Source organism: Pseudomonas sp. Marseille-Q5299 (assembly GCF_943737035.1).
GTDB lineage: Bacteria > Pseudomonadota > Gammaproteobacteria > Pseudomonadales > Pseudomonadaceae > Aquipseudomonas > Aquipseudomonas putida_E.
This window is the reverse complement of record NZ_CALSFR010000002.1, coordinates 687,620-713,829: the sequence shown is the minus strand read 5'-3', so window position 1 is coordinate 713,829 and position 26,210 is coordinate 687,620. Positions and strand designations below refer to the sequence as shown.

Annotated in this window: 24 protein-coding genes and 1 pseudogene; 19 read left to right on the top strand and 6 right to left on the bottom strand. The window is 61.6% G+C overall.

Annotated features, from left to right (window positions below):
* The first annotated feature begins 11 nt into the window (after nt 1-11).
* Both ftsZ and lpxC read left to right on the top strand, forming a co-directional pair.
* Nucleotides 12-1,208, top strand: a complete 1,197-nt coding sequence (gene ftsZ, locus NGJ21_RS07700) for a cell division protein FtsZ (protein WP_003251871.1) — start codon at nt 12-14, stop codon at nt 1,206-1,208.
* A 112-nt stretch (nt 1,209-1,320) separates the two neighbouring features.
* The gene (lpxC, locus tag NGJ21_RS07695; RefSeq protein WP_039603495.1) at nt 1,321-2,232 is read left to right on the top strand and encodes a UDP-3-O-acyl-N-acetylglucosamine deacetylase; all 912 of its coding nucleotides are present in this window, start codon (nt 1,321-1,323) and stop codon (nt 2,230-2,232) included.
* 75 nt (nt 2,233-2,307) lie between these two features.
* On the opposite strand, the pseudogene NGJ21_RS07690 reads toward lpxC, so the two are convergent.
* Nucleotides 2,308-2,762: pseudogene (locus NGJ21_RS07690) on the bottom strand (DUF721 domain-containing protein).
* 310 nt (nt 2,763-3,072) lie between these two features.
* Between NGJ21_RS07690 and secA the strand changes: the two are divergent.
* The 4 genes from secA (at nt 3,073) to NGJ21_RS07670 (ending at nt 8,906) form a co-directional block, all read left to right on the top strand.
* On the top strand, nt 3,073-5,808 hold the full coding sequence (gene secA / locus NGJ21_RS07685; protein ID WP_174142273.1) for a preprotein translocase subunit SecA: 2,736 nt from the start codon (nt 3,073-3,075) through the stop codon (nt 5,806-5,808).
* A 187-nt stretch (nt 5,809-5,995) separates the two neighbouring features.
* A complete protein-coding gene (argJ, locus tag NGJ21_RS07680) occupies nt 5,996-7,213 on the top strand; it encodes a bifunctional glutamate N-acetyltransferase/amino-acid acetyltransferase ArgJ (protein ID WP_251961986.1) in 1,218 nt (405 codons plus the stop codon).
* 119 nt (nt 7,214-7,332) lie between these two features.
* Complete coding sequence (locus tag NGJ21_RS07675; RefSeq protein WP_237861009.1) at nt 7,333-7,965, top strand: glutathione S-transferase family protein; 633 nt, start codon at nt 7,333-7,335, stop codon at nt 7,963-7,965.
* Nucleotides 7,962-8,906: a Nudix family hydrolase gene (locus tag NGJ21_RS07670; RefSeq protein WP_125923881.1), complete on the top strand. Its 945-nt coding sequence runs from the start codon at nt 7,962-7,964 to the stop codon at nt 8,904-8,906. The genes NGJ21_RS07675 and NGJ21_RS07670 overlap by 4 nt, the downstream gene beginning before the upstream one ends.
* Nucleotides 8,907-8,948: 42 nt before the next feature.
* On the opposite strand, the gene NGJ21_RS07665 is transcribed toward NGJ21_RS07670, so the two are convergent.
* Genes NGJ21_RS07665 through NGJ21_RS07655 form a run of 3 tightly spaced genes read right to left on the bottom strand, consistent with a single transcriptional unit; the run spans nt 8,949 to nt 12,502 of the window.
* On the bottom strand, nt 8,949-9,515 hold the full coding sequence (locus NGJ21_RS07665; protein WP_115273646.1) for a cob(I)yrinic acid a,c-diamide adenosyltransferase: 567 nt from the start codon (nt 9,513-9,515) through the stop codon (nt 8,949-8,951).
* A gap of 1 nt (nt 9,516) precedes the next feature.
* Complete coding sequence (locus tag NGJ21_RS07660) at nt 9,517-11,547, bottom strand: sensor histidine kinase (RefSeq protein ID WP_115273647.1); 2,031 nt, start codon at nt 11,545-11,547, stop codon at nt 9,517-9,519.
* Between the two features lie 37 nt (nt 11,548-11,584).
* Complete coding sequence (locus NGJ21_RS07655; RefSeq protein ID WP_115273648.1) at nt 11,585-12,502, bottom strand: putative 2-dehydropantoate 2-reductase; 918 nt, start codon at nt 12,500-12,502, stop codon at nt 11,585-11,587.
* Between the two features lie 102 nt (nt 12,503-12,604).
* On the opposite strand from NGJ21_RS07655, the gene NGJ21_RS07650 reads away from it, so the two are divergent.
* The 3 genes from NGJ21_RS07650 to NGJ21_RS07640 all read left to right on the top strand — a co-directional run bounded on the left by NGJ21_RS07650 (nt 12,605) and on the right by NGJ21_RS07640 (nt 15,511).
* Nucleotides 12,605-13,090, top strand: coding sequence for a YajQ family cyclic di-GMP-binding protein (locus NGJ21_RS07650; protein WP_046784865.1), 486 nt, complete (start codon nt 12,605-12,607; stop codon nt 13,088-13,090).
* Between the two features lie 112 nt (nt 13,091-13,202).
* Entirely contained in the window at nt 13,203-14,045 is an 843-nt protein-coding gene (locus NGJ21_RS07645) for a mechanosensitive ion channel family protein (protein ID WP_115273649.1), read from the top strand.
* A gap of 221 nt (nt 14,046-14,266) precedes the next feature.
* Nucleotides 14,267-15,511, top strand: a complete 1,245-nt coding sequence (locus tag NGJ21_RS07640) for an MFS transporter (RefSeq protein WP_251961985.1) — start codon at nt 14,267-14,269, stop codon at nt 15,509-15,511.
* A gap of 62 nt (nt 15,512-15,573) precedes the next feature.
* Here NGJ21_RS07640 and NGJ21_RS07635 read toward each other — a convergent pair whose 3' ends face one another.
* Both NGJ21_RS07635 and NGJ21_RS07630 read right to left on the bottom strand, forming a co-directional pair.
* On the bottom strand, nt 15,574-17,121 hold the full coding sequence (locus NGJ21_RS07635; RefSeq protein WP_039603670.1) for an AmpG family muropeptide MFS transporter: 1,548 nt from the start codon (nt 17,119-17,121) through the stop codon (nt 15,574-15,576).
* 43 nt (nt 17,122-17,164) lie between these two features.
* A complete protein-coding gene (locus NGJ21_RS07630; protein WP_080952075.1) occupies nt 17,165-17,518 on the bottom strand; it encodes an MGMT family protein in 354 nt (117 codons plus the stop codon).
* Nucleotides 17,519-17,670: 152 nt separating this feature from the next.
* Here NGJ21_RS07630 and NGJ21_RS07625 point away from each other — a divergent pair, with 152 nt between their 5' ends.
* The 10 genes from NGJ21_RS07625 to NGJ21_RS07580 all read left to right on the top strand — a co-directional run bounded on the left by NGJ21_RS07625 (nt 17,671) and on the right by NGJ21_RS07580 (nt 26,168).
* Complete coding sequence (locus tag NGJ21_RS07625; RefSeq protein ID WP_046784869.1) at nt 17,671-18,681, top strand: DUF481 domain-containing protein; 1,011 nt, start codon at nt 17,671-17,673, stop codon at nt 18,679-18,681.
* 134 nt (nt 18,682-18,815) lie between these two features.
* Nucleotides 18,816-19,547, top strand: coding sequence for a HugZ family pyridoxamine 5'-phosphate oxidase (locus tag NGJ21_RS07620; RefSeq protein WP_119688324.1), 732 nt, complete (start codon nt 18,816-18,818; stop codon nt 19,545-19,547).
* A 66-nt stretch (nt 19,548-19,613) separates the two neighbouring features.
* Nucleotides 19,614-20,075 (top strand): FxsA family protein, encoded by a 462-nt coding sequence (locus tag NGJ21_RS07615; protein WP_115273651.1) that lies wholly within the window; start codon nt 19,614-19,616, stop codon nt 20,073-20,075.
* A 241-nt stretch (nt 20,076-20,316) separates the two neighbouring features.
* On the top strand, nt 20,317-20,610 hold the full coding sequence (locus NGJ21_RS07610; RefSeq protein ID WP_009395550.1) for a co-chaperone GroES: 294 nt from the start codon (nt 20,317-20,319) through the stop codon (nt 20,608-20,610).
* Between the two features lie 48 nt (nt 20,611-20,658).
* Nucleotides 20,659-22,299 carry a chaperonin GroEL gene (groL, locus tag NGJ21_RS07605; protein WP_046784872.1) on the top strand — a complete coding sequence of 547 codons (1,641 nt, stop codon included), beginning with the start codon at nt 20,659-20,661 and terminating at the stop codon, nt 22,297-22,299.
* A 165-nt stretch (nt 22,300-22,464) separates the two neighbouring features.
* Complete coding sequence (gene colR, locus NGJ21_RS07600; protein WP_003255215.1) at nt 22,465-23,148, top strand: two-component system response regulator ColR; 684 nt, start codon at nt 22,465-22,467, stop codon at nt 23,146-23,148.
* Complete coding sequence (locus tag NGJ21_RS07595) at nt 23,138-24,448, top strand: sensor histidine kinase (RefSeq protein ID WP_046784873.1); 1,311 nt, start codon at nt 23,138-23,140, stop codon at nt 24,446-24,448. The genes colR and NGJ21_RS07595 overlap by 11 nt, the downstream gene beginning before the upstream one ends.
* 107 nt (nt 24,449-24,555) lie before the next feature.
* On the top strand, nt 24,556-25,236 hold the full coding sequence (locus tag NGJ21_RS07590) for a class I SAM-dependent methyltransferase (protein WP_115273653.1): 681 nt from the start codon (nt 24,556-24,558) through the stop codon (nt 25,234-25,236).
* Between the two features lie 6 nt (nt 25,237-25,242).
* Nucleotides 25,243-25,944, top strand: coding sequence for a lipopolysaccharide kinase InaA family protein (locus NGJ21_RS07585; protein WP_046784875.1), 702 nt, complete (start codon nt 25,243-25,245; stop codon nt 25,942-25,944).
* Nucleotides 25,941-26,168, top strand: coding sequence for a hypothetical protein (locus NGJ21_RS07580; protein ID WP_046784876.1), 228 nt, complete (start codon nt 25,941-25,943; stop codon nt 26,166-26,168). Before NGJ21_RS07585 ends, NGJ21_RS07580 begins: the two co-directional genes overlap by 4 nt.
* Nucleotides 26,169-26,210 lie beyond the last annotated feature (42 nt).

Genomic DNA, 26,210 nt, shown 5'->3' with positions numbered 1-26,210 from the left:
GGAGAGGGAAAATGTTCGAGCTCGTAGACAACGTCCCGCAAAGCCCGGTCATCAAAGTGATCGGTGTCGGCGGTGGCGGCGGCAACGCCGTCAACCACATGGTGAAAAGCAGCATCGAAGGCGTCGAGTTCATCTGCGCCAACACCGATGCTCAGGCGCTGAAAAACATCGGCGCGCGCACCATCCTGCAACTGGGTACCGGGGTCACCAAGGGCCTTGGTGCAGGTGCCAATCCGGAAGTCGGCCGTCAGGCTGCTCTGGAAGACCGTGAGCGCATCGCCGAGGTGCTGCAGGGCACCAACATGGTGTTCATCACTACCGGCATGGGCGGCGGTACCGGTACCGGTGCAGCGCCGATCATCGCCGAAGTGGCGAAGGAAATGGGCATTCTCACGGTTGCCGTGGTAACCCGCCCGTTCCCGTTCGAAGGTCGCAAACGTATGCAGATCGCCGATGAAGGCATCCGCATGCTGGCCGAGAGCGTCGACTCGCTGATCACCATTCCCAACGAGAAGCTGCTGACCATCCTGGGCAAGGATGCCAGCCTGCTGTCCGCCTTTGCCAAGGCTGACGATGTACTGGCCGGTGCCGTTCGCGGTATTTCCGACATCATCAAGCGCCCGGGCATGATCAACGTCGACTTCGCCGACGTGCGCACCGTGATGGGCGAGATGGGCATGGCGATGATGGGTACCGGTTGCGCCAGCGGCCCGAACCGTGCTCGCGAAGCCACCGAGGCGGCAATCCGCAACCCGCTGCTCGAAGACGTCAACCTGCAGGGCGCCCGCGGCATCCTGGTGAACATCACCGCAGGCCCTGACCTGTCGCTGGGCGAGTACTCCGATGTGGGTAGCATCATCGAAGCCTTCGCCTCCGACCACGCGATGGTCAAGGTGGGCACCGTGATCGACCCGGACATGCGCGATGAGCTGCACGTGACCGTGGTGGCCACTGGCCTGGGCGCGCGTATCGAGAAGCCGGTCAAGGTGGTCGACAACACACTGCAGACTGCCCAGCAGGCGTACGAGGCCTCCAACCCGGCCCCTGTTCGTCAGGAGCAGCCAGCGGTCAACTACCGTGACCTGGAGCGTCCGACCGTGATGCGCAACCAGGCCCACGCAGGCGCTGCCGCAGCAGCTAAACTCAACCCTCAGGATGACTTGGACTACCTGGATATCCCGGCCTTCCTGCGTCGTCAGGCCGATTAATGGAATTTATCAGGGGTATAAGGGTGATTGGTGTTCAGCAAAGGCCGGGTCTGTTATCATCCTCAGCCTTTGTTGATACCTGTTCGCAATTTGCGCTGAAGCGGCCAATGCCATGATTAGACAACGCACCCTGAAGAATACCATCCGTGCCACAGGCGTCGGCCTGCACTCCGGGGAGAAGGTCTATCTGACCCTCAAGCCTGCGCCTGTCGATACCGGCATCGTCTTCCGTCGCGCCGACCTCGACCCTGTGGTCGAGATCCCGGCACGTGCGGCCAACGTCGGTGAGACCACCATGTCCACCACGCTGGTCAACGGTGACGTCAAGGTCGATACCGTCGAGCACCTGCTTTCCGCCATGGCGGGGTTGGGCATCGATAACGCCTACGTCGAGCTCTCCGCCTCGGAAGTTCCGATCATGGATGGCAGCGCCGGTCCCTTCGTATTCCTGATTCAGTCTGCCGGCCTGGAAGAGCAGGACGCAGCCAAGAAGTTCATCCGCATCCTGCGTGAAGTGACAGTGGAGGAGGGCGACAAGCGCGCTACCTTCCTGCCTTTCGAAGGCTTCAAGGTGAGCTTCGAGATCGACTTCGATCACCCGGTCCTCAAGGGCCAGACCCAGAGCGCCGTCGTCGACTTCTCCAGCACTTCGTTCGTCAAGGAAGTCAGCCGCGCCCGTACTTTCGGCTTCATGCGTGACATCGAGTACCTGCGCAAGCACAACCTTGCGCTGGGTGGCAGTGTCGAGAACGCCATCGTTGTCGATGAGACCGGTGTCCTTAACGAAGACGGCCTTCGCTCCGAAGACGAGTTCGTCAAGCACAAGATCCTCGACGCCATCGGCGACCTTTACCTGCTGGGCAACAGCCTGATTGGCGAGTTCAAGGGCTACAAGTCCGGGCACGCGCTGAACAACCAGCTGCTGCGCAAGCTGATCAATGAAACCGATGCCTGGGAAGTGGTCACTTTCGAAGATGCCAGTACGGCACCGATCTCTTATATGCGCCCTGTTGCGGCCGTGTAAGTTCGAACACTCTCTCTAGTGATTAAGGCCACCTTCGGGTGGCCTTTTTTATGGGTTGTGCTCAGGCCTGCTGACTCAACCCTTGCCCTTGGCGTGACTGGCCAGGCGTTCCAGTGCTTCACGCAGTTTGGGGTCGGTGATGCCTTCGGCGGAACCCCGAATGCCTTCGGCGGCATTGGTCGACAGCTCGGTCATGTTACCGCCGCGCTTGGCCGGAACCAGCGGCGGCTGCACCTTGTAAAGGATGCGCTGAAGGTTGCCGAACGCTTCCAGCGCCTGCAGCTGACGCATCAGGCGCTTCTGCTGATAGCGCAGGCGGGTGGCCCAGTGCCCGTCCGTGACCACCAGCAGCAGCGTGCCGTCGCGCCACGAAGCCACGTGGCAGTGCTCGCGGGCTGCCGGTTGCAACTGGCTTTCCAGCAGGCGCTGCAGGTGCGCCAGGCGTTCGGCCTGGTTCAGCAACAGGCGCAGCGGGCGCACCTGGCGCAGCAGTGCCGAAGGGGGCTGGGCGGGGAGGGTTTGTAGGCCATGGGGGTCGCATCAGGTTACAAGATTGGCAGTCTAACACCTCTGTCGGCCCCACTGACGGCGCCAGCGCCATCGCACACAGACAGCATACGAGTCATTCTCGATACGTTTCATGATGCTCCGGGTTGAACTCAGCGAAAATGCCCTTATCTTAGAAACGCCCCCGCCAAAGCGCTGTGCCAGCATCGTGGAAATCCACCACTTTCCTCACCATCGTTTCCGGGTAGAATGCTCGTTCGCATGCGGCCCAAGGGCTGCACGGGCGACTCATGGGGCCGCCCTCCATCCCTACGTGTGGAAGATCCTGCCGATATGTTTGCGCCTTTGTTAAAGAAACTTTTTGGAAGCAAGAACGAGCGTGAAGTCAAACGCATGCTCAAGACGGTGAACATCGTCAATGCCTTCGAAGAGAAAATGGTCGCCCTCTCCGATGAGCAACTGCGCGCCAAAACCGCAGAGTTCAAGGAGCGTCTGGCCAAAGGCGAGACACTGGACCAACTGCTGCCTGAAGCCTTCGCCGTGGCCCGTGAAGCCGGCAAGCGCGTGATGGGCATGCGCCACTTCGATGTGCAGCTGATCGGCGGCATGACCCTGCACGAGGGCATGATCGCAGAAATGCGCACCGGTGAAGGCAAGACCTTGGTCGGTACCCTGGCCGTTTACCTCAACGCCCTTTCCGGCAAAGGGGTGCACGTGGTCACGGTCAACGACTACCTGGCCCGCCGCGACGCCAACTGGATGCGCCCTCTGTACGAATTCCTCGGTCTGTCCGTAGGCATCGTCTCGGCCTTCCAGCCACCAGAGGAAAAGCGCGCTGCGTATGCCTCCGATATCACCTACGGCACCAACAACGAGTTCGGTTTCGACTACCTGCGCGACAACATGGCTTTCAGCCTGGAAGAGAAATTCCAGCGTGAACTGAATTTCGCCGTGATCGACGAAGTCGACTCGATCCTCATCGACGAAGCCCGTACGCCGCTGATCATCTCCGGCCAGGCAGAAGACAGCTCCAAGCTGTACATCGAGATCAACCGCCTGATCCCGCGCCTGACCCAGCACATCGAAGAAGTCGAAGGCCAGGTCACCCAGGAAGGTCATTTCTCCATCGACGAGAAGAGCCGCCAGGTCGAGCTCAACGAAGCCGGTCACCAGTTCATCGAAGAGATGCTCACCCAGTCCGGCCTGCTGGCTGAGGGCGAGAGCCTCTACTCGTCGCACAACCTGGGCCTGCTGACTCATGTCTATGCCGGCCTGCGTGCGCACAAACTGTTCCACCGCAATGTCGAGTACATCGTTCAGGACGGTCAGGTCCTGCTGATCGACGAGCACACCGGCCGTACCATGCCTGGCCGTCGCCTTTCCGAAGGCTTGCACCAGGCCATCGAGGCGAAAGAGAACCTGAACATCCAGGCCGAGAGCCAGACCCTGGCTTCGACCACCTTCCAGAATTATTTCCGTCTGTACACCAAGCTGTCCGGCATGACCGGTACCGCCGACACCGAAGCGTTCGAGTTCCAGTCGATCTACGGCCTCAACGTGATGGTGATTCCGCCGAACAAGCCGCTGGCGCGTAAGGACTTCAACGACCTGGTGTACCTGACCGCGGACGAGAAGTACGCCGCGATCATTGCCGACATCAAAGAAAGCATGACCCAGGGCCGTCCGGTTCTGGTGGGTACTGCGACCATTGAAACCTCCGAGCACATGTCGAACCTGCTGAAGCAGGAAGGCATCGAGCACAAGGTCCTGAACGCCAAGTACCACGAAAAGGAAGCCGAGATCATCGCGCAAGCGGGGGCTCCGGGTGCACTGACCATTGCCACCAACATGGCCGGTCGTGGTACCGACATTCTTCTGGGCGGTAACTGGGAAGCCGAGGTGGCTGCCCTGGAGAGCCCGAGCCCCGAGCAGATCGCTCAGATCAAGGCCGACTGGCAGAAGCGTCACCAGCAGGTGATCGAGTCCGGTGGCCTGCATGTGATCGCCTCCGAACGCCATGAATCGCGTCGTATCGACAACCAGCTGCGTGGCCGTTCCGGCCGTCAGGGCGACCCGGGTTCCAGCCGCTTCTACCTGTCGCTGGAAGACAGCCTGATGCGTATCTTCGCCTCCGATCGGGTGAAGAACTTCATGAAAGCACTGGGCATGCAGTCCGGTGAGGCCATCGAACACCGCATGGTCACCAACGCCATCGAAAAGGCGCAGCGCAAGGTCGAAGGGCGCAACTTCGATATTCGTAAGCAACTGCTCGAATACGATGACGTGGCCAACGAACAGCGCAAGGTGATCTACCACATGCGCAACAGCCTGCTGGCTGCCGAAAACATCGGTGACACCATCGCCGAGTTCCGTCAGGAAGTGCTCGATGCCACCATCAGCCAGCACATCCCGCCGCAGTCGCTGCCCGAACAGTGGGACGTTGCCGGCCTGGAGGCTTCGCTGGCCAGCGACTTCGCCATCAAGCTGCCTATCCAGCAGTGGCTCGACGAGGACGATCACCTCTACGAGGAGACCCTGCGCGAGAAGCTGCTGAAGGAAATCACCGACGCCTACAACGAGAAGGAAGACCAGGCCGGCATCGACGCCCTGCGTACCTTCGAGAAGCAGATCCTGCTACGCGTGCTGGACGACCTGTGGAAAGACCACCTGTCGACCATGGACCACCTGCGCCACGGCATTCACCTGCGTGGTTATGCGCAGAAGAACCCGAAGCAGGAGTACAAGCGCGAATCCTTCACCCTGTTCCAGGAATTGCTCGAGTCGATCAAGCGCGACACCATCCGCGTGCTGTCGCACGTTCAGGTACGCCGCGAAGACCCGGTCGAAGAAGAGGCCCGCCTGCGCCGCGAAGCCGAAGAACTGGCCAGCCGCATGCAGTTCCAGCACGCCCCTGCGCCAGGCCTTGAGAGCGAGCAACTGAGCGAAGAAGGTGCCGAAGTGGCAGTCGCCGTTGCCCCGGTGCGCAACGATCAGAAGCTGGGCCGCAACGAGCCGTGCTGGTGTGGTTCGGGCAAGAAGTTCAAGCATTGCCATGGTCAGATCGAGTGATCTGAACAGACGTTTGTAAAAGCCTGGGGCCGCATTGCGGCCCTTTCGCGACACAAGGCCGCTCTCACATATCGCGCTCGCTCACCGGTTGGCGCGGTCCCTGTAGGAGCGGCCTTGTGCCGCGAATGGGGCGCGAAGCGGCCCCGCTCTTTCCTCATCACTTCACCGTTTTTCTAGGAGCGCTCTAATGGCTGTTGGTCTTGGTCCTTTGCCCACCCTGCACCCGGTTCCGGGTTTTGAACTCGGCATCGCTTCTGCCGGCATCAAGCGCCCAGGGCGCAAGGATGTGGTGGTCATGCGCTGCGCCGAGGGCTCCAGCGTGGCAGGCGTGTTCACCCTCAACGCCTTTTGCGCAGCACCGGTGATCCTTGCCAAGCAACGCGTTCAGGGCACTGTGCGTTACCTGCTGACCAACACTGGCAACGCCAACGCGGGCACCGGCGCGCCGGGGCTGGCCGCTGCTGAGCGTACCTGCGCCAAGCTGGCGGAACTGGCCGGTGTGCCTGCCGAGTCGGTGTTGCCATTCTCCACCGGTGTGATCGGTGAGCCGCTGCCGGTCGAAAAGATCGAAGGTGCCCTGCAGGCCGCTTTGGACAACCTGTCGGAAAAAAACTGGGCTGAAGCCGCCACCGGCATCATGACCACCGACACCCTGCCCAAGGGCGCCAGCCGCCAGTTCCAGCACGAAGGCGTGACCGTCACCGTTACCGGTATCAGCAAAGGCGCCGGCATGATCCGCCCGAACATGGCCACCATGCTCGGCTACATCGCTACCGACGCCAAAGTTGCCCCGGCCGTGCTCAAGGACCTGATGCTCGACGGCGCCAACAAGTCGTTCAACCGCATCACCATCGATGGCGACACCTCGACCAACGACTGCTGCATGCTGATCGCCACCGGCAAAGCGGGCCTGCCGGAAGTCACCGAGGCCAGCGGCGCGCTGTTCGAAGCGCTGAAGAAGGCGGTGTTCGAAGTGTGCATGGAAGTGGCCCAGGCCATCGTCCGTGACGGCGAAGGCGCTACCAAGTTCGTGACCGTGCAGGTCAATGGCGGTGGTAACCATCAGGAGTGCCTGGATGTCGGTTACGCTGTCGCTCACTCGCCGCTGATCAAGACCGCGCTGTTCGCCTCCGACCCGAACTGGGGCCGTATCCTTGCTGCCGTAGGGCGCGCTGGGGTGCCTGCGCTGGATGTAAGCCTGATCGACGTGTACCTCGACAATGTGTGTATCGCCAGCAAAGGCGGCCGCAGCCCGAGTTATACCGAAGAGCAGGGCTCGGCAGTGATGGCTCAGGAAGAGATCACCATCCGTATCGAGCTGGGCCGTGGCCAGTGCAGCGAAACCATCTGGACCACCGACCTGTCCCACGAATACGTGAAGATCAACGCCGAATACCGTACCTGATCCAATGGCCTAATCGCCGAAAAGCCTGCTCGCAGCCACCTGTGGAAGCCGGCTTGCCGGCGATGGGCTGCACAGCAGCCCCAAGGCCACCGACATTGCCACATCATCGGAGCCGACCCATGAGCTATCACCTGATCATCGGCGACAAGCTGTATTCTTCCTGGTCGCTACGCGGCGCCCTGGCCCTTGAGCTGGCCGGCGTTCCCTACGAAGAAAGCCTGATCAAACTCAACCAGCCCGACACCCGTCAGCGCATTCTCGCGTTCTCCTCCACCGGCAAGGTGCCGCTGCTCAAGACCGAGCACGGGGTGATCGCCGACTCCCTGGCCATCGCTGAATACCTTAACGAGCGCCACCCCGAGGCCCACTTGTGGCCTGTCGATGTGGCAGCCCGTGCCCAGGCCCGTTCGGCCTGTGCGCAGATGCACAGCGGTTTTTTCGCCCTGCGTGGCGCCATGCCCTTCGATCTGTCCCGGGACGAAGCGCTGGAAAACATCCCGCTGGATGTGCAAGTGGATATCGACCGTATCGTCGCGCTGTGGTCCGAATGCCGCCTGGTGGCCAAGGACAGCGGCCCGTTCCTGTTCGGCAAGCCGACCCTGGCCGATGCCTTCTTCGCCCCGGTTGCCGTGCGCCTGCGTACTTACCGTGTAGAGGTGCCAGCGCAGGCTGCGAGCTATATCGAAACCATTTACCAATGGCCGGCCTTCAAGGCCTGGCAGCAAGCAGGCCTGGCGGAGCGTGAAGGGTGAAACGGATTCATGTAGCAGCAGCGGTGATTCGCGGTACAGACGGCCGCATCCTCATTGCCCGACGGGCCGACAGCCAGCATCAGGGTGGCCTGTGGGAATTCCCTGGCGGCAAGGTGGAGGAGGGCGAAAGCGTCGAAGCGGCGCTGGCTCGCGAGCTTCGCGAAGAGCTGGGTATCGAAGTGACCCGTTCACGGGCGCTGATCAAGGTCAGCCACGACTACCCGGACAAACAGGTGTTGCTCGATGTCCGTGAGGTCGAAGCGTTCACAGGTGAACCCCACGGCGCTGAAGGCCAGCCGCTGGCCTGGGTGTCGCCGAGGGAATTGCCACAGTATGAGTTCCCCGAGGCCAACAAGCCGATCGTGGCCGCCGCGCGCCTGCCCGATCAGTACTTGATCACCCCGGACGGCCTGGACGTGCCCGAGATGCTCAAGGGTATACAGAAGGCTGTTGCCGCCGGCATCCGCCTGATCCAGTTGCGTGCGCCGGACATGTACGACCCCAAGTACCGCGATGTGGCGGTGGATGCGGTGGGGCTATGTGCGGGCAAGGCACAGTTGATGCTCAAGGGGCCGCTGGAGTGGTTGGGCGACTTCCCCGCGGCGGGCTGGCACCTGACGGCAGCGCAACTGCGCAAATACGCCGCCAAGGGCCGGCCTTTCCCTAAAGATCGTTGGCTGGCAGCGTCCTGTCACAGTGCTGAAGAGCTGGCACTGGCTGAGCAGATGGGTGTGGATTTCGTCACGCTCTCGCCAGTGCAGCTGACGCAGACGCATCCTGAGGCCTCGCCGCTGGGTTGGGATGAGGCTCAGCGCTTGATTGCCGGGTTCGGCAAGCCGGTGTTCCTGCTCGGTGGTGTTGGGCCAGGCGAGCGTGAGCGGGCCTGGCAAACCGGGGCGCAAGGTGTTGCCGGGATTCGGGCCTTTTGGCCTGAGGCCTGAGGCGGCCGTCGCAGGGGGCTGCCAGGCAGCCCCTTTGCGGTGTCAGCCTGCTGGCTTGTCCGCAGCCTGCCACAACACCTCGGCAACCCCCTGCCGCCGCCCGATGATCCGCGCCGCCACAAACAGCAGATCGGAAAGGCGATTGATATACGCCAACCCCACGCCTTCCAGCGGCTCAACCGCATTCAGTTGCTGGCAGCGTCGTTCCGCACTGCGTGCCAGGCTTCGGCAGACGTGCGCCTGGGCGATCAGCGCCGATCCACTGGGCAGGATAAAGTTCGTCAACGGCCCCAGTTCCTCGTTCCACCCATCGATGGCAGCCTCAAGCCGTTCCACCTCGGCCTCGTTCAGTGCCTTGTAACTGGGCATCGCCAGCTCGCCGCCCAGGTCGAACAGGCGGTGCTGGCATGGCGCCAGAACCTCGCTGACCTCATCCAGACCTTGCTCTGCAAGGCCGGCCAGCAGCAGCCCAAGCTGGCTGTTAAGGCTGTCCACCTCGCCAATTGCCTCGATCCGCGGGTGGTCCTTGGGCACTCTGCGCCCATCGCCCAGGCCGGTTTCACCTGTGTCACCGGTGCGGGTGTAAATCTTCGACAGGCGATAGCCCATGTCATGTCTCCGTCTGGTTCGGGGCCGCTGCCGACGGCTGGCCGAGGGGCAGGCGCAGGGTGAAGCAGGTGCCCTGGCCGGGCGTGGACTGCACTTCCATCTGCCCCTTGTGGTTATTGGTGATGATGAAGTAGGAAACCGACAAACCGAGCCCGGTGCCCTGGCCGATTTCCTTGGTGGTGAAGAAGGGCTCGAAGGTGCGCTTGCGGACCGCTTCGGGCATGCCGACGCCGTTGTCCTCGACCTGGATCTCGGCCCACGGCGGGCTGAGCCGGGTACGCAAGGTGATCCTTCCTGGCTCGCTGGGCTGAGGCCGTTGGTGAATGGCCTGGGCGGCATTCTTCAGCAGGTTCAGCAGCACTTGCTCCAGCTCGTTGGCGGTGCACGGCACCGGCCCCAGGTTGGGGTCGAACTGGCGGACAATGGCCTGGCCCTTGAAATCGAAACCGATGGTCAGGTCGAAGTCGTTACCGGCGATTTCCACGGCCTGGTCGATCAATGCCGGCAGGTCGCAGGGCGCCAGTTGGCGGTTGCTACGGCGGCTGAAACTGAGCATATGAGTGACGATCTTGGCCGCCCGGGCACCGGCCTGCTGAATGCCATCGAGCAGTTGCGGTACCTCGCGGCTTTCCAGGTAGCGATTGACGCTGGGCAGGTCGATGCCCAGCTCGCTGGCTTGCTCCTGGTTGCGCGGCAGCTCCGGCGACAGTCGCCTGCGGATGTTCTGCACGTTGTGCAGGATCGCGCCCAGCGGGTTGTTGATTTCGTGTGCCATGCCGGCGGCCAGGCCACCGACCGAGAGCATCTTTTCCGATTGCACCATCATTTCCTCCAGCGACAGGCGCTGGGTGATGTCGTCGATGCGGATGACCACGCCGCGGCCGCCGCCACCCATCAGTGGATAGAAGGTCAGGGCGTAATGGCGCAGGTCGTCGCCTTTGGCCCAGGTGACCCGCTCGATCTTGGCGACACGGTGTTTTTCCACGGTTTCCTTGAGCTGCGGCAGGAACGGCTTGAGCGGCTCGAAAGCGATGAAGATCGGCTGGTTCAGCGCTTCGTCCAGCGGCGTGCCGGAGAGCACCGTGGCCTCGTGATTCCACTGGGTGACATAAAGCTGCTCGTCGAGGGCGATCAGCGCCGAGGGCATGGAGTCAATGATGCTGTTGAGATAGTTCTGAAAGCCCGTGAGCTTTTTCTCGATCTTGCTGCGCACCTGGACTTCCAGTTCCAGCTTGCGGTTGGTGTGGCGGGTTTCCTCGGCCAGGCCCTGGGCCTGATCGTAAGCGTCCTGGAATTCGTCGCGGGTGCGCTTGAGTTGCTGCTCGCGCGCCTCGATGCGCGAGAGCATGGTGTTGAAAGCGTCGGCGAGGCTGCCGATCTCATCGTCGTTGCCCCTTTTGGCACGCAGCGCGTAGCTTTCTTCACGGGTGACCTGGCGGCTGAGTTCTTCGAGCTGATTGATCGGCTGGGTGATCAGGCGTTTGATCTGCCGGGCGATGACCAGCCATAGCAGGATGCTGAACACCAGGATCGCCAGGCTGGCGCTCAGGGTGCCGGTGTAGAACGCGGTTGGCAGTTCGCTGCTGGCCACCAGCAGCAGGTGCGCGGGCGGGCTGGCATCACGGGGGATACGGATCAGTTGGGTGCTGCGAAATTCCATCAGGCGCCAGCCGTCGATGTTTCGATAGCGCTTGGGCAGGGCCAGCGGGTCGCCATGTTGCAATTGGGCCAACATGCGACCATCGCCACCATAGACCGCCGCAGCGCGCAGCGGCGTATAGCTGTCCAGCTCTTTGAGCAGCGCCGTGGCAGTGTCCTGGGATTCGCCGGCGCGTGCTGCCAGCTGAGGGTTGGCGACCAGGCGGCCGATGGTCTGCAACGCTTGCGGCGCCATGCTTTCCTGGGTGATCCAGTAGGCGGCGCTGATGAACGTCAGGTTGGCCACCAGCAGGATGGTCACCAGCAGTACCAGCAGGGCGGCCAGCAGCTTCTGCCCGACCGGGAGGTTTTCCAGGCGTTGGCGCAAGGTCATGGGCTAGGCAATGTCCGTATCCGGTTGAAAGGGCGCGTCAGGCGCTTGGCAAGCCACGTGCACGCAGGTTATCGACCAGCCGCTGGTGCAGGCGTTCCAGCCCAGGCAGCACCATGCCATGGCGCGCGGCTGAGCGGCAGGCATGGCCAAGCAAGTAATGCACCTCGGTACGCCGGCCTGCGCGCACATCCTGATACATCGAAGAGTAGTTGGCTGACGTGGCGAGGATCACCCGTTGTACTTCTTCGCCCAGATTATCGGCGGCTTCGGGTTGGCCACAGCGGCCCAGCAGTTCGCCGAGTTCGGCAATCAACCCATCGACTTCGCTCAGGTGCCCCAGCAGCCCGCCGTTCTGGCAGTCATGCAGCACGGTCAGCGGATTGATCGCGCAATTGAGCGCGAGCTTGCGCCACAGGCGGGTAAGTATGTCGACGGTCCATTCAGCCGGGATACCGGCGTCATGGAGCTCGTCGAACCACTCTGGCGCCGCGGGGTTGGCCGGGTCGCCCAGCCAGTTGAAGCCGTGGCCGGCAAAGCGTACCCGCCAGTCGTCCTCGCGGAATGCGCCCTCGGTGCTGGAGGCGAAGATGCAGCGGGCCAGCGGTACCTGATCGGCGACTTCGTCCTGGCTGCCCAGCCCGTTCTGCAGCAGCACGATTTGCGCGCCAGCGGCCAGGCGCGGGGCCAGCCGTGCGATCGCAGGTGCTGCGTCGTAGGCCTTGCAAGCCACCAGCAGGCGGTGCACCGGCCCGTTGGTATCGGCTGTTTCGGCAGGGATCGCGTAATGATTGGCGTGGTCCTGTTCGACCAGCGTCAGGCCGCCAGTCTGTTCATAGGCCAGCAACCGCTGCCGATCGCGCAGAATCAGGCGCACCGCCTTGCCGGCACGTGCCAGTCGGCAAGCCCAGAGGGTGCCGAGGCTACCGGCGCCGAGAATATGCCAGGTGCTGCTCATCTGCGTTTCGCAACCCGTTATAATAAGCCCGCATTTTAACCTTCAAACCCCGACGCGCTCCATCTTCAGACCGAGCGCGCTTTTATTTTATGGAGAACAACCATGCCTTCGTTCGACGTGGTATCGGAACTGGACAAGCACGAAGTGCAGAACGCCGTCGAAAACGCCATCAAGGAGCTCGACCGTCGTTACGACCTCAAGGGCAAGGGCAGCTTCGAGTTCAAGGAAAAGGAACAGACCGTGCTGCTGACTGCCGAGGCTGAGTTCCAGCTCGAAGCGATGATCGAGATCCTGCGCCTGGCGCTGGTCAAGCGCAAGATCGACGTGAAATGCCTGGAAACCCAAGACGCCTACGCCTCGGGCAAGGAAATGAAGCAGGAGGCCAAGTTCCGCGAAGGCATCGACAAAGAGCTGGCCAAGAAGATCGTCGCCCACATCAAGGATGCCAAGCTCAAGGTCCAGGCTGCCATTCAGGGTGAGCAGGTGCGCGTGACCGGCAAGAAGCGTGATGACCTGCAAGAGGCCATTGCTGCCTTGCGTGCCAAAGAGTTCGACATGCCGCTGCAGTTCAACAACTTCCGCGACTGATCCTTGTTGGCAGGAACCCCGATGGCGCAATGATGTCCATGGGGGCCATGGCCGCTGAATTTTTCGCGGCCGGTTTTACCGTGTACTTGCCGTTCGGCATCAGGAGATGAACATGGATTTGAACGCTGAAGTCGATCAGCTGGTCCGCCAATCGCAGACCTGGGTCCCCTTGATCATGGAGTACGGCAGCCGTGTGCTGCTGGCACTGCTGACCCTGGCGGTCGGCTGGTGGATCATCAACAAGGTCAGCGCCCGCCTGGGCAAACTGGTAGGTCTGCGTAACGCCGACCTGGCGCTGCAGGGCTTCATCAGCACCTTGGCCAACATCGTGCTGAAGGTGCTGCTGCTGGTCAGTGTGGCCTCGATGATCGGCATCGAAACCACCTCCTTCGTCGCTGCCATCGGTGCCGCCGGCCTGGCCATCGGCCTGGCCCTGCAGGGTAGCCTGGCGAACTTTGCCGGTGGCGTGCTGATCCTGATGTTCCGCCCGTTCCGCATCGGCGACTGGATCGAGGCGCAGGGTGTGGCGGGCACGGTGGACAGCATTCAGATCTTCCACACTGTGCTGCGCACCGGTGACAACAAGACAGTGATCATGCCTAACGGCAGCCTGTCCAACGGCATCATCACCAACACCAACCGCCAGCCGACGCGCAAGGTGGTGTTCGACGTAGGTGTGGATTACGAGGCCGACCTGCAGAAGGCCCGCAACGTACTGCTGGAGCTTGCGCAGGACCCTCGCGTGTTGCCCGACCCGGCGCCGCAGGCCGTGGTGGCGACCCTGGGTGACAGCTCTATCACCGTATCCTTGCGCCTGTGGACCAAGACCAGCGATTACTGGGATGTGCTGTTCATGCTCAATGAACATGCGCGTGATCGCTTGAAGGCCGAAGGAATCGACATTCCGTTCCCGCAGCGGGTGATTCGTGTGGTCCAGGAGCCTGCCGCGCAGTAACGCTGAGGTTGCACCATGGGGGCCGCTGTGCGGCCCAATCGCCGGCAAGCCGGCTCTAACAGGTATGCACTGCGCCTGATGCTTGCAGTGAGCCTGGAGGAGCCGGCTTGCCGGCGATTGGGGCGCGCAGCGGCCCCTTGTATTTACACTTGTTCACAGCCAAGCCGCGTCATTTCTGGCATATAGCCTGACCCCACCTGCCTCTGCACCGATACCCCACCATGAAACCATTGCTGTACATCACCCCTTTCAGAGCCCTGTTGTTCGGCCTGACCCTGGCCCTGTTCGAACTGCTGACCTACCTGGCCAGCGACGCCGTCATGCCAGCCATGCCGGTGGTGGTCGACCATCTGAACGCCAGCCCCGAATACATCCCGCACGCGTTGAACCTGTACCTGCTCGGTGGTGTGGTGCTGCAGTGGCTGATCGGCCCGCTGGCCGACCGTTATGGTCGTCGCCCACTGCTGCTGGCCGGTTGCGCGCTCTTCGGCGCGGCTTGCCTGGCTACCTATTGGGTGCAGGACATTGGCCTTTTCAACCTGCTGCGGCTAGTGCAAGGCATCGGCCTGGGCTTTGTGGTGACGGTAAGCTACCCGGCCCTGAACGAAGCGTTCAGCGAGGCCGATGCGGTACGGATGATGGCGTTGCTGGCCAATATTGCCTTGCTGTCGCCACTGCTCGGCCCGCTGGTGGGTACCCTGATGTTGCAATGGCTGGACTGGCGCTGGCTGTTCGTGGCGTTCGCCGTTGGCGCTGTGTTGGTGTGGGGGCTGCTGTACCGCTTGATGCCCGAGACCTTGGGCGTGGAGCGGCGCGACGGCTCACGCCTGGCGTTCACGCCGATCCACCTGCTGCCGCTACTGGCGGGCTATGGCCAGTTGCTGGCCAACCGGCGTTTCGTCGCCGGCAGCGCGGCATTGGGCCTGGTGGGCCTGCCGCTGATCGGCTGGATCGGCCTGTCACCCGTGTTGCTTATCCATGACGAGGGGCTCAGCACGATGGAATACGCCCTGTGGCAGTTGCCAGTATTCGGTGGGCTGATCCTGGGCAACCTGATCATCAACCGCATCGCTGACCGCTATCCGCTGCCGGCGCTGGTGCGCGGTGCGCTGTGGCCATACCTGGCAGGCTTGTGCCTGATGGTGCTTGCCACCTGGTACTGGCCCACCGTGACCAGCGTGGTGGCGGGCATGTCGCTGTATGCGCTGGGCCTGGGCGTGGCCAATGCGGTGCTGTACCGCATGACACTGTTCTCCAGCGATCAGAGCAAAGGCTTGGTGTCTGCGATGCTGGGGATGATCACCATCGCCTTGCTGGGCTTGGGCGGGGCGCTGATGGCGATGATCGGGGCGGGGGCGAGCTTGATGCACTTTGCCTTGGCGGCAGGTGTAGCGGGGGCGCTGGCGCTCTGGCCGTTGTGGTTTGTGGTCGGTGGCCGGCCTGATGAGGGTGCTGTCGCTCAGTAGCGATTGCCTGGCCCCATCGCCGGCATGCCTGCGATGGGGCGGGTACAGGCCGCGAGTCTCCCTCAGGGCTGCTCGGTTGCCGAGTTCTCCACCGGTGCCTGTTTCCCGCGGCCCGCTTCCTGTCGCCATTGCAAGGCGATCAGGATCAAGGTCGGTACACCCAGCAGGGCGGTGATCAGGAAGAAGTCGTGATAACCGAACTTCTCGACAATCACCCCCGAATAGCCGCCGATCAGGCGTGGCAACAGCAGCATGATCGAGCTGAGCAGGGCATATTGCGTGGCCGAGAACTTCAGGTTGGTCAGGCTCGACAGGTAGGCGACGAATGCCGATGTCGCCAGGCCCGAGCTGAAGTTGTCCAGCGAAATGGTGACCACCAGCATCTGAAGATTTGGCCCCATGTCGGCCAGCATCAGGAACAGGATGTTGGTACCCGCCGAGGCCGCACCGCCGATGAACAGGATCGGCAGTATGCCGAAGCGCACGATCAGCAGCCCACCTGCACCTGCGCCCACCAAGGTCATGATCAGGCCGAAGATCTTGCTGACGCTGGCAATCTGGTCCTTGGTGAAGCCCATGTCGATGTAGAACACGTTCGCCATGACGCCCATCACCGTGTCCGACATCCGATAGGTGGCGATCAGGCCCAGCAGCAGCAGGGCCTGCCAGCGATAGCGGGTGATGAAGTCGTTGACTGGCGTCAGCACTGGCGCCAGGCCGCGACGGCCCATGCTCGACAGGCACGCCCAACTCAGCAGCACATAAAGGATAAGACGCAGGAAGGCGCGGTCTTCGAGCAGCAGGTCCAGTGGTGTGGCATCGCCGAAGATGACGCTGGCCCAGTCGGTGTTGAACAGCTGGGTGAAGCTAGCCGGTACCGACACCAGCAGGATGATCAGCACAAACACCGAGGCCAACTGGTGAATAAGCCCATAGCGCGCTGCCGACAACTGGGTGCGCAATGGTACGGGAGGTTCGCGCATCACCAGCGTGGTGAACAGCGCAGGCAGCATCATCACGCCGAACAGTACGTAAGTGCCGGCCCAGGCCTTGTGCAGGTAGCTGAAACCGGTGGAGCCGAACCATTCGGCAAAGAACAGGGCGCCAGCAGTGGCGAGCAGCGCAGCGATCCGGTAACCGGCCATGTAGCTTGCGGCCAGGGCGGCCTGGCGTTGATCGTCGGCAATCTCCAGGCGATAGGCATCGACAGCGATGTCCTGGGTGGCAGACGCGAACGCGACCAGCACGGCCAAAGCGATGAGCCACGACAGATGTTGCTGAGGGTCACACAGGCTCATGCCCACCAGGCCGATCACCACCAGTGCCTGTGACAGCAACAGCCACGAGCGCCGGCGACCCAGCCCACCCAGCAGCGGCAACCGCCATTGATCGAGCAGCGGCGACCATACCCATTTGAAGGCATAGGCCAGGCCGATCAGGCTGGCATAGCCAATGGTTTCGCGCGCCACGCCAGCTTCGCGCAGCCACACCGACAGGGTCGAAAACACCAGCATGTAGGGCAGACCGGCAGCGAAGCCGAGCAGCAGAAGCACCAGGGTTGACGGGCTGGCATAGGCAGCGAGCGCAGCGCGCCAGGTTTTACGGGGCATGGGCCAACATCTGCCTCAAGTTTGCGAAAACAAAACGCGCACTCTAACCGCTGTGCTCCATTGGGCGCCAGCCATGGCGCATCATATCCACACGATTATTGGCTACATTCACGCCCTCCGCACGCAGCCGCGCCCTTTGTTCATCTCCCGAGGGAGTCCCCAGCGCCAGGCTCAGACGACCGCCGGCACCCAGTACACGGTGCCACGGCAGACGGGTGTCCGCAGGAAGCTGGCCGAGGGTCTTTCCAACCCAACGCGCCGCTCGGCCAAGGCCCGCCAATTCGGCGAGCTGGCCGTAGCTGACCACCTTGCCTGCTGGCACCTGGCCCAGCACTGAATAAAGCGCCGTTCGTCGGGCCTCGGGCGTCTGCAGCGCGTACTCATGTGCCTCAGACATCGCGGCAGCCCTGGCCTGAAGTGAAACCGGACCAGTGGTCACGGCAAATGCGTATTGAACTCAACGCCATAGTGGGGGGTCTTTCCTTGCTCTGGTCGTCCGCATCCGGATAATGCCCGGCTCATTCGTCTAATCGAACCTGTATTTCGCTTATGCATTCTAGATCCTTGCTGTGCCTGTTGACCGCTTCCCTGTGCGCTGCTCCTGCGTTCGCCGACACCGTGTGGATGAAGAACGGTGACCGCTTGAGCGGCAAGATTCGGGTCTTCGATGGTGGCAAGCTGCTGCTGGAAACCCCATACGGTGGTTCTATTTCGCTGGACTGGAAGCAGGTCCAGACCCTGGAGAGCGACCAGGAGCTGCTGGTCAAGCAGGACGCCTACAACGGCGAGCGGGCCAAGTCGTTGAAGGCCGCCGAGCCTGGCAAGGTGACCCTGGCCAACGGTGAGACGCCCAAGACTGTAGAGCTTGCCAGCATCGAGCAGATCATGAAGCCCAAGCCTGTGGTCGAGGACCTGGTCTGGAAAGGCAATATCGATGCCGCGCTGGACTACCAGCGTGCCGAGAACGATACCGACGACTATGACATCGGTTTCAAGACCACGGCCCGTCATGGCCGTTGGCGGCACAACGCCGAAGGCGAGTACAACCGCGAGACCAAGGACGACGTCACCACGACCAACAACTGGAGCGCAGAGTATGCGCTCGATCGCTTCATCACCGAGAAATGGTTCTGGCAGGGGCGTCTTGAGTACAAGCGGGATCACATCGAGGATCTGGCGCGTCAGCGCACCGTGGGTACCGGCCCCGGTTACCAGTTCTGGGATGACGAACTGGGTGCGTTCTCGCTTGGTTCACTGATCAATCGCACCGACTTCGAGTATCAGAATGGCGGCAAGGACAACTTCTATTCGGCAGCGGTGAAGTGGGACTACACCCGTTACCTGATCGGCAAGAATGTCCAGCTGTTCACCAACGGTGAGTTCGCCAAGCCGCTGGGGGGCGTTGCCGACTATTCGCTGGATGCCGAGGTGGGGCTGCGCTACAAAGTGACCGAATGGGCCTCGCTCAATCTCAAGGCAGAAAAAGACATCATCACCGGCACGCGTGAGAGTGACCTGGACAAGACGCGCTATACCGCAGGCTTTGGCGTGACCTGGTAGGGGTCAGCTTCAAGCTGCAAGCTAAAAGCGAGTGGCATGGCGCCTCGCTCCTGCTTTTTCTTGCAGCTTGAAGCTTGAAGCTTGAAGCTTACAGGTAGCTTGCAACCCAATAGCCACCTGTCGAGGAGTCAGACGTGAGTCAGAAGGCCATCCGCCCCGCCCGGGAACTGCTGCTCAAGGAGTACCGCGGTGTACTCTCGACCCATTCCAAGTCCATGCCTGGCTTCCCTTTCGGTTCTGTGGTGCCTTATTGCCTGGATGCCGAGGGCAACCCGCTGATCCTCATCAGCCGCATCGCCCAGCACACCCACAACCTGCAGAAAGACCCCAAGTGCTCCTTGCTGGTGGGGGAGCGGGAAGCCGAGGACGTGCAGGCCGTTGGCCGCCTGACGATCATGGCCGAGGCGCACAAGCTGGTCGATGAGGCTGCCGTCGACGCCGCTGCCGAGCGCTATTACCGTTACTTCCCCGATGCCGCCAACTATCACAAGGCGCACGATTTCGACTTCTGGGTGCTGCAGCCGGTGCGCCATCGTTACATAGGTGGCTTCGGGGCGATCCACTGGCTCGATCAGGTGACGTTGGCCAACCCCTTCGCCGGCAAGGCGGAGGCCAGCATGATCGAGCACATGAACAGCGATCATGCCAACGCCATCGCCCACTACGTCGAATTGAGCGACCTGCCGCGTAGCGCGCCAGCGCAGATGGTCGGCATCGACAGCGAAGGCATGCACCTGCGCATAGGCCAAGGTATCCATTGGCTGGCTTTCCCAAGCAATTGCAATACGCCGACACAAGTTCGCGAGGCCTTGGTTTTACTGGCGCGCGCCGACCAATGGCCGGCCGCGACAGAAGTCGAAGCTTGAAAAACCGAGCGCACGCATCCATCTGATGGTCTTAAAGGAAGATAGTCTTCCGTCGAGGAATCCTTGATGCGTGTTTTTCTACTGCTGTTTCTGCTTTTCCCTGTGCTGGAGTTGTTCGTCTTCGTCAAGGTCAGCTCAGCCATCGGTTTCTTCCCGGCGCTGCTGTTGATAATCGCAGGTTCCGCCTTGGGTGTGCTGGTGATGCGTGTGGCCGGCCTGGCCACCGCCTTGCGTGCCCGTGAAAGCCTGCAGCGTGGCGAACTGCCCGCCGAGGACATGTTCCAGGGCATGATGCTGGCGGTGGGCGGTGGCCTCCTGCTGCTTCCGGGCTTCATCAGTGACGTGCTGGGCCTGCTCTGCCTGTTGCCCTTCACCCGCCATCTGGCCGCACGCAAGATGCGACAGCGTGCCGAGGCCCAGGCCATGCGCCAGCGCGCGTTCCAGGACGACCCCTCTCAGGCACAGCCGCGCGACAGCGGCCATCGGCCCAATGTGATCGAAGGCGAATACGAACGTCGCGACAAGTAGACATCCCCGGGGCCGCTTTGCGGCCCCAAGCTTTTCTGCTCGTTGAAAAATTTTCTGCAGCAAGCCTTGTAATTGATCATGCCGGCCTCATGTATGTGGTCACCGCAAGGTTTCTGGTGGCAACGCCAGACAATACACAGGTGGTTCGCCCGTCGCGGGCCACCCCCGGCAACGCCGGACCGCATCAACCCGCCGGTGTCGACACCGGCCGATGAAAACCACAAATTGGGAGAGATCGACAATGAAGCTTCGTCCTCTGCATGACCGCGTAGTCATCCGTCGCAGCGAAGAAGAATCGAAAACCGCTGGCGGTATCGTCCTGCCGGGTTCGGCCGCTGAAAAACCAAACCGTGGCGAAGTTGTCGCCGTCGGCACCGGTCGCATCCTGGACAACGGCGAAGTACGTGCGCTGGCCGTCAAAGTGGGTGACAAAGTGGTTTTCGGCCCTTACTCGGGCAGCAACACCGTGAAAGTCGATGGCGAAGACCTGCTGGTAATGAGCGAGAACGAAATCCTCGCCGTTGTCGAAGGCTGATTTCCCCGACTTCCCGTTACTCCAAAGAATTTCAAGGATTAAACGATCATGGCTGCTAAAGACGTAAAATTCGGCGATTCCGCCCGTAAAAAAATGCTGGTTGGCGTCAACGTTCTGGCTGACGCGGTAAAAGCGACCCTGGGCCCGAAAGGCCGCAACGTGGTCCTGGCCAAGAGCTTCGGCGCGCCGACCATCACCAAGGACGGCGTTTCCGTCGCCAAAGAGATCGAACTCAAAGACGCCTTCGAAAACATGGGCGCCCAACTGGTCAAGGAAGTCGCTTCCAAGGCCAACGATGCTGCCGGTGACGGCACCACCACCGCGACCGTTCTGGCTCAGGCCATCGTCAACGAAGGCCTGAAGGCTGTCGCTGCCGGCATGAACCCGATGGACCTCAAGCGCGGCATCGACAAGGCCACCGCTGCCGTCGTCGCCGAGCTGAAAAACCTGTCCAAGCCATGCGCCGACTCCAAGGCCATCGCTCAGGTTGGCACCATCTCCGCCAACTCCGACAACTCCATCGGCGAAATCATCGCTGAAGCCATGGAAAAAGTCGGCAAAGAAGGCGTGATCACCGTTGAAGAAGGCTCGGGCCTGGAAAACGAACTGTCCGTCGTAGAAGGCATGCAGTTCGACCGCGGCTACCTGTCGCCGTACTTCGTCAACAAGCCGGACACCATGGTTGCCGAGCTGGAAGGCCCGCTGCTGCTGCTGGTCGACAAGAAAATCTCCAACATCCGTGAGCTGCTGCCAGTTCTGGAAGCCGTTGCCAAGGCCGGCCGCCCACTGCTGATCGTTGCTGAAGACGTCGAAGGCGAAGCCCTGGCTACCCTGGTCGTCAACAACATGCGCGGCATCGTCAAGGTTGCTGCAGTCAAGGCACCAGGTTTTGGCGACCGTCGCAAGGCCATGCTGCAGGACATCGCCGTCCTGACCGGCGGCCAGGTCATCTCCGAAGAAATCGGCCTGACCCTGGAAACCACCACCCTGGAGCACCTGGGTAACGCCAAGCGCGTCATCCTGTCCAAGGAAAACACCACCATCATCGACGGTGCTGGCGTGGACGCCGACATCGAAGCACGCGTCAAGCAGATCCGTGCCCAGATCGAAGAGACCTCTTCGGACTACGACCGTGAGAAGCTGCAAGAGCGCCTGGCCAAGCTGGCTGGCGGTGTTGCCGTGATCAAGGTCGGTGCTGGCACCGAAGTTGAAATGAAAGAGAAGAAAGCCCGCGTTGAAGACGCCCTGCACGCTACCCGTGCAGCCGTCGAAGAAGGCGTGGTGCCTGGCGGTGGTGTTGCTCTGGTTCGCGCCCTGGGCGCCATTGTCGACCTCAAAGGTGACAACGAAGACCAGAACGTCGGTATCGCCCTGCTGCGTCGCGCTGTTGAAGCGCCGCTGCGCCAGATCACTGCCAACGCCGGCGACGAGCCAAGCGTTGTGGCCGACAAGGTCAAGCAAGGTTCGGGCAACTACGGCTACAACGCCGCTACTGGCGAATACGGCGACATGATCGAGATGGGTATCCTTGACCCAGCCAAGGTCACCCGTTCGGCCCTGCAAGCAGCTGCTTCGATCGGCGGTCTGATGATCACCACCGAAGCCATGGTTGCCGACCTGCCGGAAGACAAGCCAGCTGGCGGCATGCCAGACATGGGCGGCATGGGCGGTATGGGCGGCATGATGTAAGCCAGCCTCACCCCCTGTAACAGGAAAAGCCCCGGTTCGTGAGAACCGGGGCTTTTTCGTTTGCGTCAACTTCGTTGAATTTCCACCAGCACTGGCACTGTCCGTGCGATGGCCTTAAGCTGCGCCTGCCGCGCACCATAGCGAAGCGCCGCACAGGAGAACCCGATGCGCATTCTTTTGGTTGAAGACAACCGCGATATCCTTGCCAACCTGGCTGATTATCTGGGCATGAAGGGCTATACCGTCGACTGCGCCCAGGACGGCCTGTCAGGTCTGCACCTGGCTGCCACTGAGCACTACGACCTGATCGTGCTCGATATCATGCTGCCTGGAATCGACGGTTACACCCTGTGCAAGCGCCTGCGCGAGGATGCCCGTCGCGATACGCCGGTGATCATGCTGACCGCCCGCGACCAACTCGACGACCGCCTGCAGGGCTTCCGCTCCGGCGCCGACGATTACCTGCTCAAACCGTTCGCCCTGTCCGAACTCGCTGCGCGCATCGAAGCCGTGCTGCGCCGCGCCCAGGGCGGCGGGCGACGTACCCTGCAGGTTGCCGACCTGAGTTACGACCTGGACACCCTCGAAGTCACTCGCCAGGGGCGCTTGCTCAAGCTCAACCCTGTCGGCCTCAAGCTGCTCGCGGTGCTGATGCAGAAAAGCCCCCACGTGTTGCGCCGCGAGGTACTGGAAGAGGCGCTGTGGGGTGATGATTGCCCCGACAGCGACAGCTTGCGCAGCCATGTACACCAGCTGCGCCAAGTAATCGACAAACCGTTCGAAAAGCCGTTGCTGCATACCGTCCATGGCGTCGGCTATCGCCTCGCCGAGGGTCGCGATGGAGTTTAAGCAAAGCCTGGCGCAGCGCATCATCATCGCGTTTGCGCTGATGAGCGCGCTGGTGGCTGGGGCGTTCGCCTTCGGTATCGTCGCCACTGTCCACCTGGTTGAAGAGCGCTTGATCTCCTCGGTGCTGGGCGGCGACCTGCAGCGCCTGTTGCGCATGGACAGCATCAGTGACTGGAGCCATCGGCCGCGCCCTGACCAGCTGTTCTACTTCAGCGGTGGGCGCGATGACTTCGAGCTGCCAAAAGATTTGCGCCACCTCGATGCAGGCTTTCATGAGGTATTTCGCGACCAGCTTTCCTACCACGCAATGGTGGAAATCGTAGACGGCCGACGTTATGTATTGCTGCAGGACCAAAGCGATTTCGAAGAGCGCGAGCGGGTACTGTTCGCCGTCGTCATGGTGGGCTTCGTGCTCAGCCTGGTACTGGCGGTGTTCCTCGGCTGGCTGCTGGCACGGCGAGTGATGGCACCGGTGATCCGCCTGGCGCGGCAAGTACGCCATCGTGATCAGCTTCTTGGCCTGGCACCGCCCTTGGCACCCGATTACGCAGCCGATGAAGTTGGCCAGCTAGCGGTGGCATTCGACGATACCCTTGGCCGTTTGCGCGATGCACTGACCCGCGAGCGTCTGTTCACCAGTGATGTCAGCCACGAATTGCGCACGCCGCTGATGGTGCTGGCCACCTCCTGCGAGCTGTTGATCGAAAACCCCAATCTGGATAGCCGCTCACGCAGCCAGGTCGAACGCATCGCCCGGGCCACCGAAGAAATGCGTGAGTTGGTCAAAACCTTCCTGATGCTCGCCCGTGCCCAGCGCGACCAAGGTGCCGTGGCCTCCCAGGCGACGCTGCGCGAGGTGGCCGACGATCTGATAGGCGTATGGCGCGACACCATCGAGCAGAAAGGGCTGACGCTGTACTTCGATGGCCGCGTCAGTGCAGGCCCGCTGCTTTACAACGCGACGTTCCTGCAATCGGTGATGGGCAACCTGTTGCGCAACGCTGCGCACTACACCGACAGTGGTTACATCCGCCTGAGTCTTGAAGCCAATGGGTTCAGCGTCGAGGACAGCGGGGTCGGCATTCCGGAGGAGCAGCGCGAGGCGATGTTCAAACCGTTCGTGCGTGGTGATGAGCGACGCGGCGAAGGTCTGGGGCTTGGCTTATCGCTGGTACAACGGATCTGTGACGACCAGGGTTGGCGCGTTACGCTGACTTCTACCGCCCCCCATGGTTGCCGTTTTCAGGTGGACTTGAGCCAAGGCGCTGAAAAGTCCGATCCGTTAAAGCTTTGCGAGTAAATTACTGGGCTATATTCCTTTAGGGATAACACTTTTTTCACATTGGCATGACCTGTTTCCTACGCAGTGTTACTTAAGGTACATGCAATGGAGCCAGGAGATGCCCAATGCGTAGCCCGATCAAACTCGAATTTTCCAAGAAGTACGACCAGCAACATGCTCGGGAGTATTTCCTCAAGCACCAGGATGGTCTGGCACGTCGCCTTTCCCACAAGCGCGATGAGCAATTGGCCCGTCGAGCCTTGGCGCTGGCCGGAGAACCGGGGTTGGTGCTGGATCTGCCTTGCGGCGCGGGCCGTTTCTGGCCACTGCTGGCAGAAAAACCCAACAGGGTAATCATTGGTGCCGACAATTCCGAGGCGATGATCGAGACTGCCTGTGCCGCACAACCGCCAGAGGTGGTAGCGCGGGTACGCCCTTTGCAAACGTCAGCGTTCGCCATCGACTTGCCGGACAACTCGGTCGACAGCATTTTTTGCATGCGCTTGTTTCACCACATCGGTGAGGCAGCCCACAGAAAAACGATTCTTTCGGAGTTTCAAAGGGTTAGCCGTGACAGCGTAATCCTGTCATTGTGGGTGGACGGAAACTTCAAGGCCTGGCGGCGTCAAAAGCTCGAGCAACGGCGCAGTGCCAAAGCCGAGCCGGGCAGTTACCAGAATCGTTTCGTGTTACCGGCAGAGACAGTCGAAGAAGAATTCAAGGCCGCCGGCTTCAGGATCCAGGAACGCCTCGATTTCCTGCCGTTCTATGCCATGTGGCGGGTCTATGTATTACGTAAGGGGTAGTGTTTGATGGCTGTAGCCCAGAGCGGGGAGTCACGCTTCGATTATTACTGGCGTCAGCAGGGCGAATGGGTCGAGGAACCCAACCAGCGCCGCGGTGGTGAAAGTGGCGTGCAACGCCTCAACGATGCCGATGGCAAGTTGCTGTATGCCAAGCGCCAGGTCGGGCACATCTACCGCAGCCTGTTGCACCCCTTCGGCAGGCCGACGGTGCTGCGTGAGCTCGACGCGCTGAACAGCTTCGAGCAACTGGGCGTGCGTGTCCCGCGCATCGTATTTTGTGGGGCCGAGCGCGATGCCGACCACCAATGGCGTGCGCTGCTGGTCAGCGAAGCGCTCGATGGTTTCATCGAACTCGATGCCTGGCATGCCCAAGGTGCGCGCGAGCACTACCCGCAAGTGGTACATGAACGCATGCTCAAGGAGTTGGCTGACAACCTGGCCCGCATGCACCTGGGCCACTGGCAGCATGGCTGCCTGTATGGCAAGCACGTATTCGTCAAAGTGATCGGCGAGGGCGAACAGGCCCGTGTTGAAGTGGCATTGCTCGATCTGGAGAAGTGCCGCCGCCGTATCAGCTGCCAGCGCGCGGCGGGCAATGACCTGCGTCAGTTGCGCCGCCATTCGTCGCTCAATGACGCGGAATGGCAATCGTTGCTCTACTTTTACCAGATGGCGTTTGGCAGCGCTGTCAAAGGGTTAGGGCAATGAAACTAGAAATCGCTCGAGCATTGTTTCTGATAGCGGGTCTGGCTGTGACCACCGTGGCGGTAGCGGCGTGGGAAGAGCCACGGCCCAGAGTGTTCAGCAAGGCTGAACAGGCAGAACAATGCGCGTTGCCCAGGGACGTGAAGCAGCAGGTCCAGGCCCAGCCGGACCAGGATTTGCTGTTGCTTCTGTTCGGGCTGCGGCAGGGCTTGCGGCCTGCAGGCTGACCTGCTTTGAGCACAAGAGGCCCCGCTATTGCGGGGCCTTTG

Bases quoted from the DNA above. Each gene is read 5' to 3' on its own strand.
- ftsZ (WP_003251871.1), top strand. From the start codon at position 12: ATGTTCGAGCTCGTAGACAACGTCCCGCAAAGCCCGGTCATCAAAGTG.
- lpxC (WP_039603495.1), top strand. From the start codon at position 1,321: ATGATTAGACAACGCACCCTGAAGAATACCATCCGTGCCACAGGCGTC.
- secA (WP_174142273.1), top strand. From the start codon at position 3,073: ATGTTTGCGCCTTTGTTAAAGAAACTTTTTGGAAGCAAGAACGAGCGT.
- argJ (WP_251961986.1), top strand. From the start codon at position 5,996: ATGGCTGTTGGTCTTGGTCCTTTGCCCACCCTGCACCCGGTTCCGGGT.
- NGJ21_RS07675 (WP_237861009.1), top strand. From the start codon at position 7,333: ATGAGCTATCACCTGATCATCGGCGACAAGCTGTATTCTTCCTGGTCG.
- NGJ21_RS07665 (WP_115273646.1), bottom strand. From the start codon at position 9,515: ATGGGCTATCGCCTGTCGAAGATTTACACCCGCACCGGTGACACAGGT.
- NGJ21_RS07660 (WP_115273647.1), bottom strand. From the start codon at position 11,547: ATGACCTTGCGCCAACGCCTGGAAAACCTCCCGGTCGGGCAGAAGCTG.
- NGJ21_RS07655 (WP_115273648.1), bottom strand. From the start codon at position 12,502: ATGAGCAGCACCTGGCATATTCTCGGCGCCGGTAGCCTCGGCACCCTC.
- NGJ21_RS07650 (WP_046784865.1), top strand. From the start codon at position 12,605: ATGCCTTCGTTCGACGTGGTATCGGAACTGGACAAGCACGAAGTGCAG.
- NGJ21_RS07645 (WP_115273649.1), top strand. From the start codon at position 13,203: ATGGATTTGAACGCTGAAGTCGATCAGCTGGTCCGCCAATCGCAGACC.
- NGJ21_RS07640 (WP_251961985.1), top strand. From the start codon at position 14,267: ATGAAACCATTGCTGTACATCACCCCTTTCAGAGCCCTGTTGTTCGGC.
- NGJ21_RS07635 (WP_039603670.1), bottom strand. From the start codon at position 17,121: ATGCCCCGTAAAACCTGGCGCGCTGCGCTCGCTGCCTATGCCAGCCCG.
- NGJ21_RS07630 (WP_080952075.1), bottom strand. From the start codon at position 17,518: ATGTCTGAGGCACATGAGTACGCGCTGCAGACGCCCGAGGCCCGACGA.
- NGJ21_RS07625 (WP_046784869.1), top strand. From the start codon at position 17,671: ATGCATTCTAGATCCTTGCTGTGCCTGTTGACCGCTTCCCTGTGCGCT.
- NGJ21_RS07615 (WP_115273651.1), top strand. From the start codon at position 19,614: ATGCGTGTTTTTCTACTGCTGTTTCTGCTTTTCCCTGTGCTGGAGTTG.
- NGJ21_RS07610 (WP_009395550.1), top strand. From the start codon at position 20,317: ATGAAGCTTCGTCCTCTGCATGACCGCGTAGTCATCCGTCGCAGCGAA.
- groL (WP_046784872.1), top strand. From the start codon at position 20,659: ATGGCTGCTAAAGACGTAAAATTCGGCGATTCCGCCCGTAAAAAAATG.
- colR (WP_003255215.1), top strand. From the start codon at position 22,465: ATGCGCATTCTTTTGGTTGAAGACAACCGCGATATCCTTGCCAACCTG.
- NGJ21_RS07595 (WP_046784873.1), top strand. From the start codon at position 23,138: ATGGAGTTTAAGCAAAGCCTGGCGCAGCGCATCATCATCGCGTTTGCG.
- NGJ21_RS07590 (WP_115273653.1), top strand. From the start codon at position 24,556: ATGCGTAGCCCGATCAAACTCGAATTTTCCAAGAAGTACGACCAGCAA.
- NGJ21_RS07585 (WP_046784875.1), top strand. From the start codon at position 25,243: ATGGCTGTAGCCCAGAGCGGGGAGTCACGCTTCGATTATTACTGGCGT.
- NGJ21_RS07580 (WP_046784876.1), top strand. From the start codon at position 25,941: ATGAAACTAGAAATCGCTCGAGCATTGTTTCTGATAGCGGGTCTGGCT.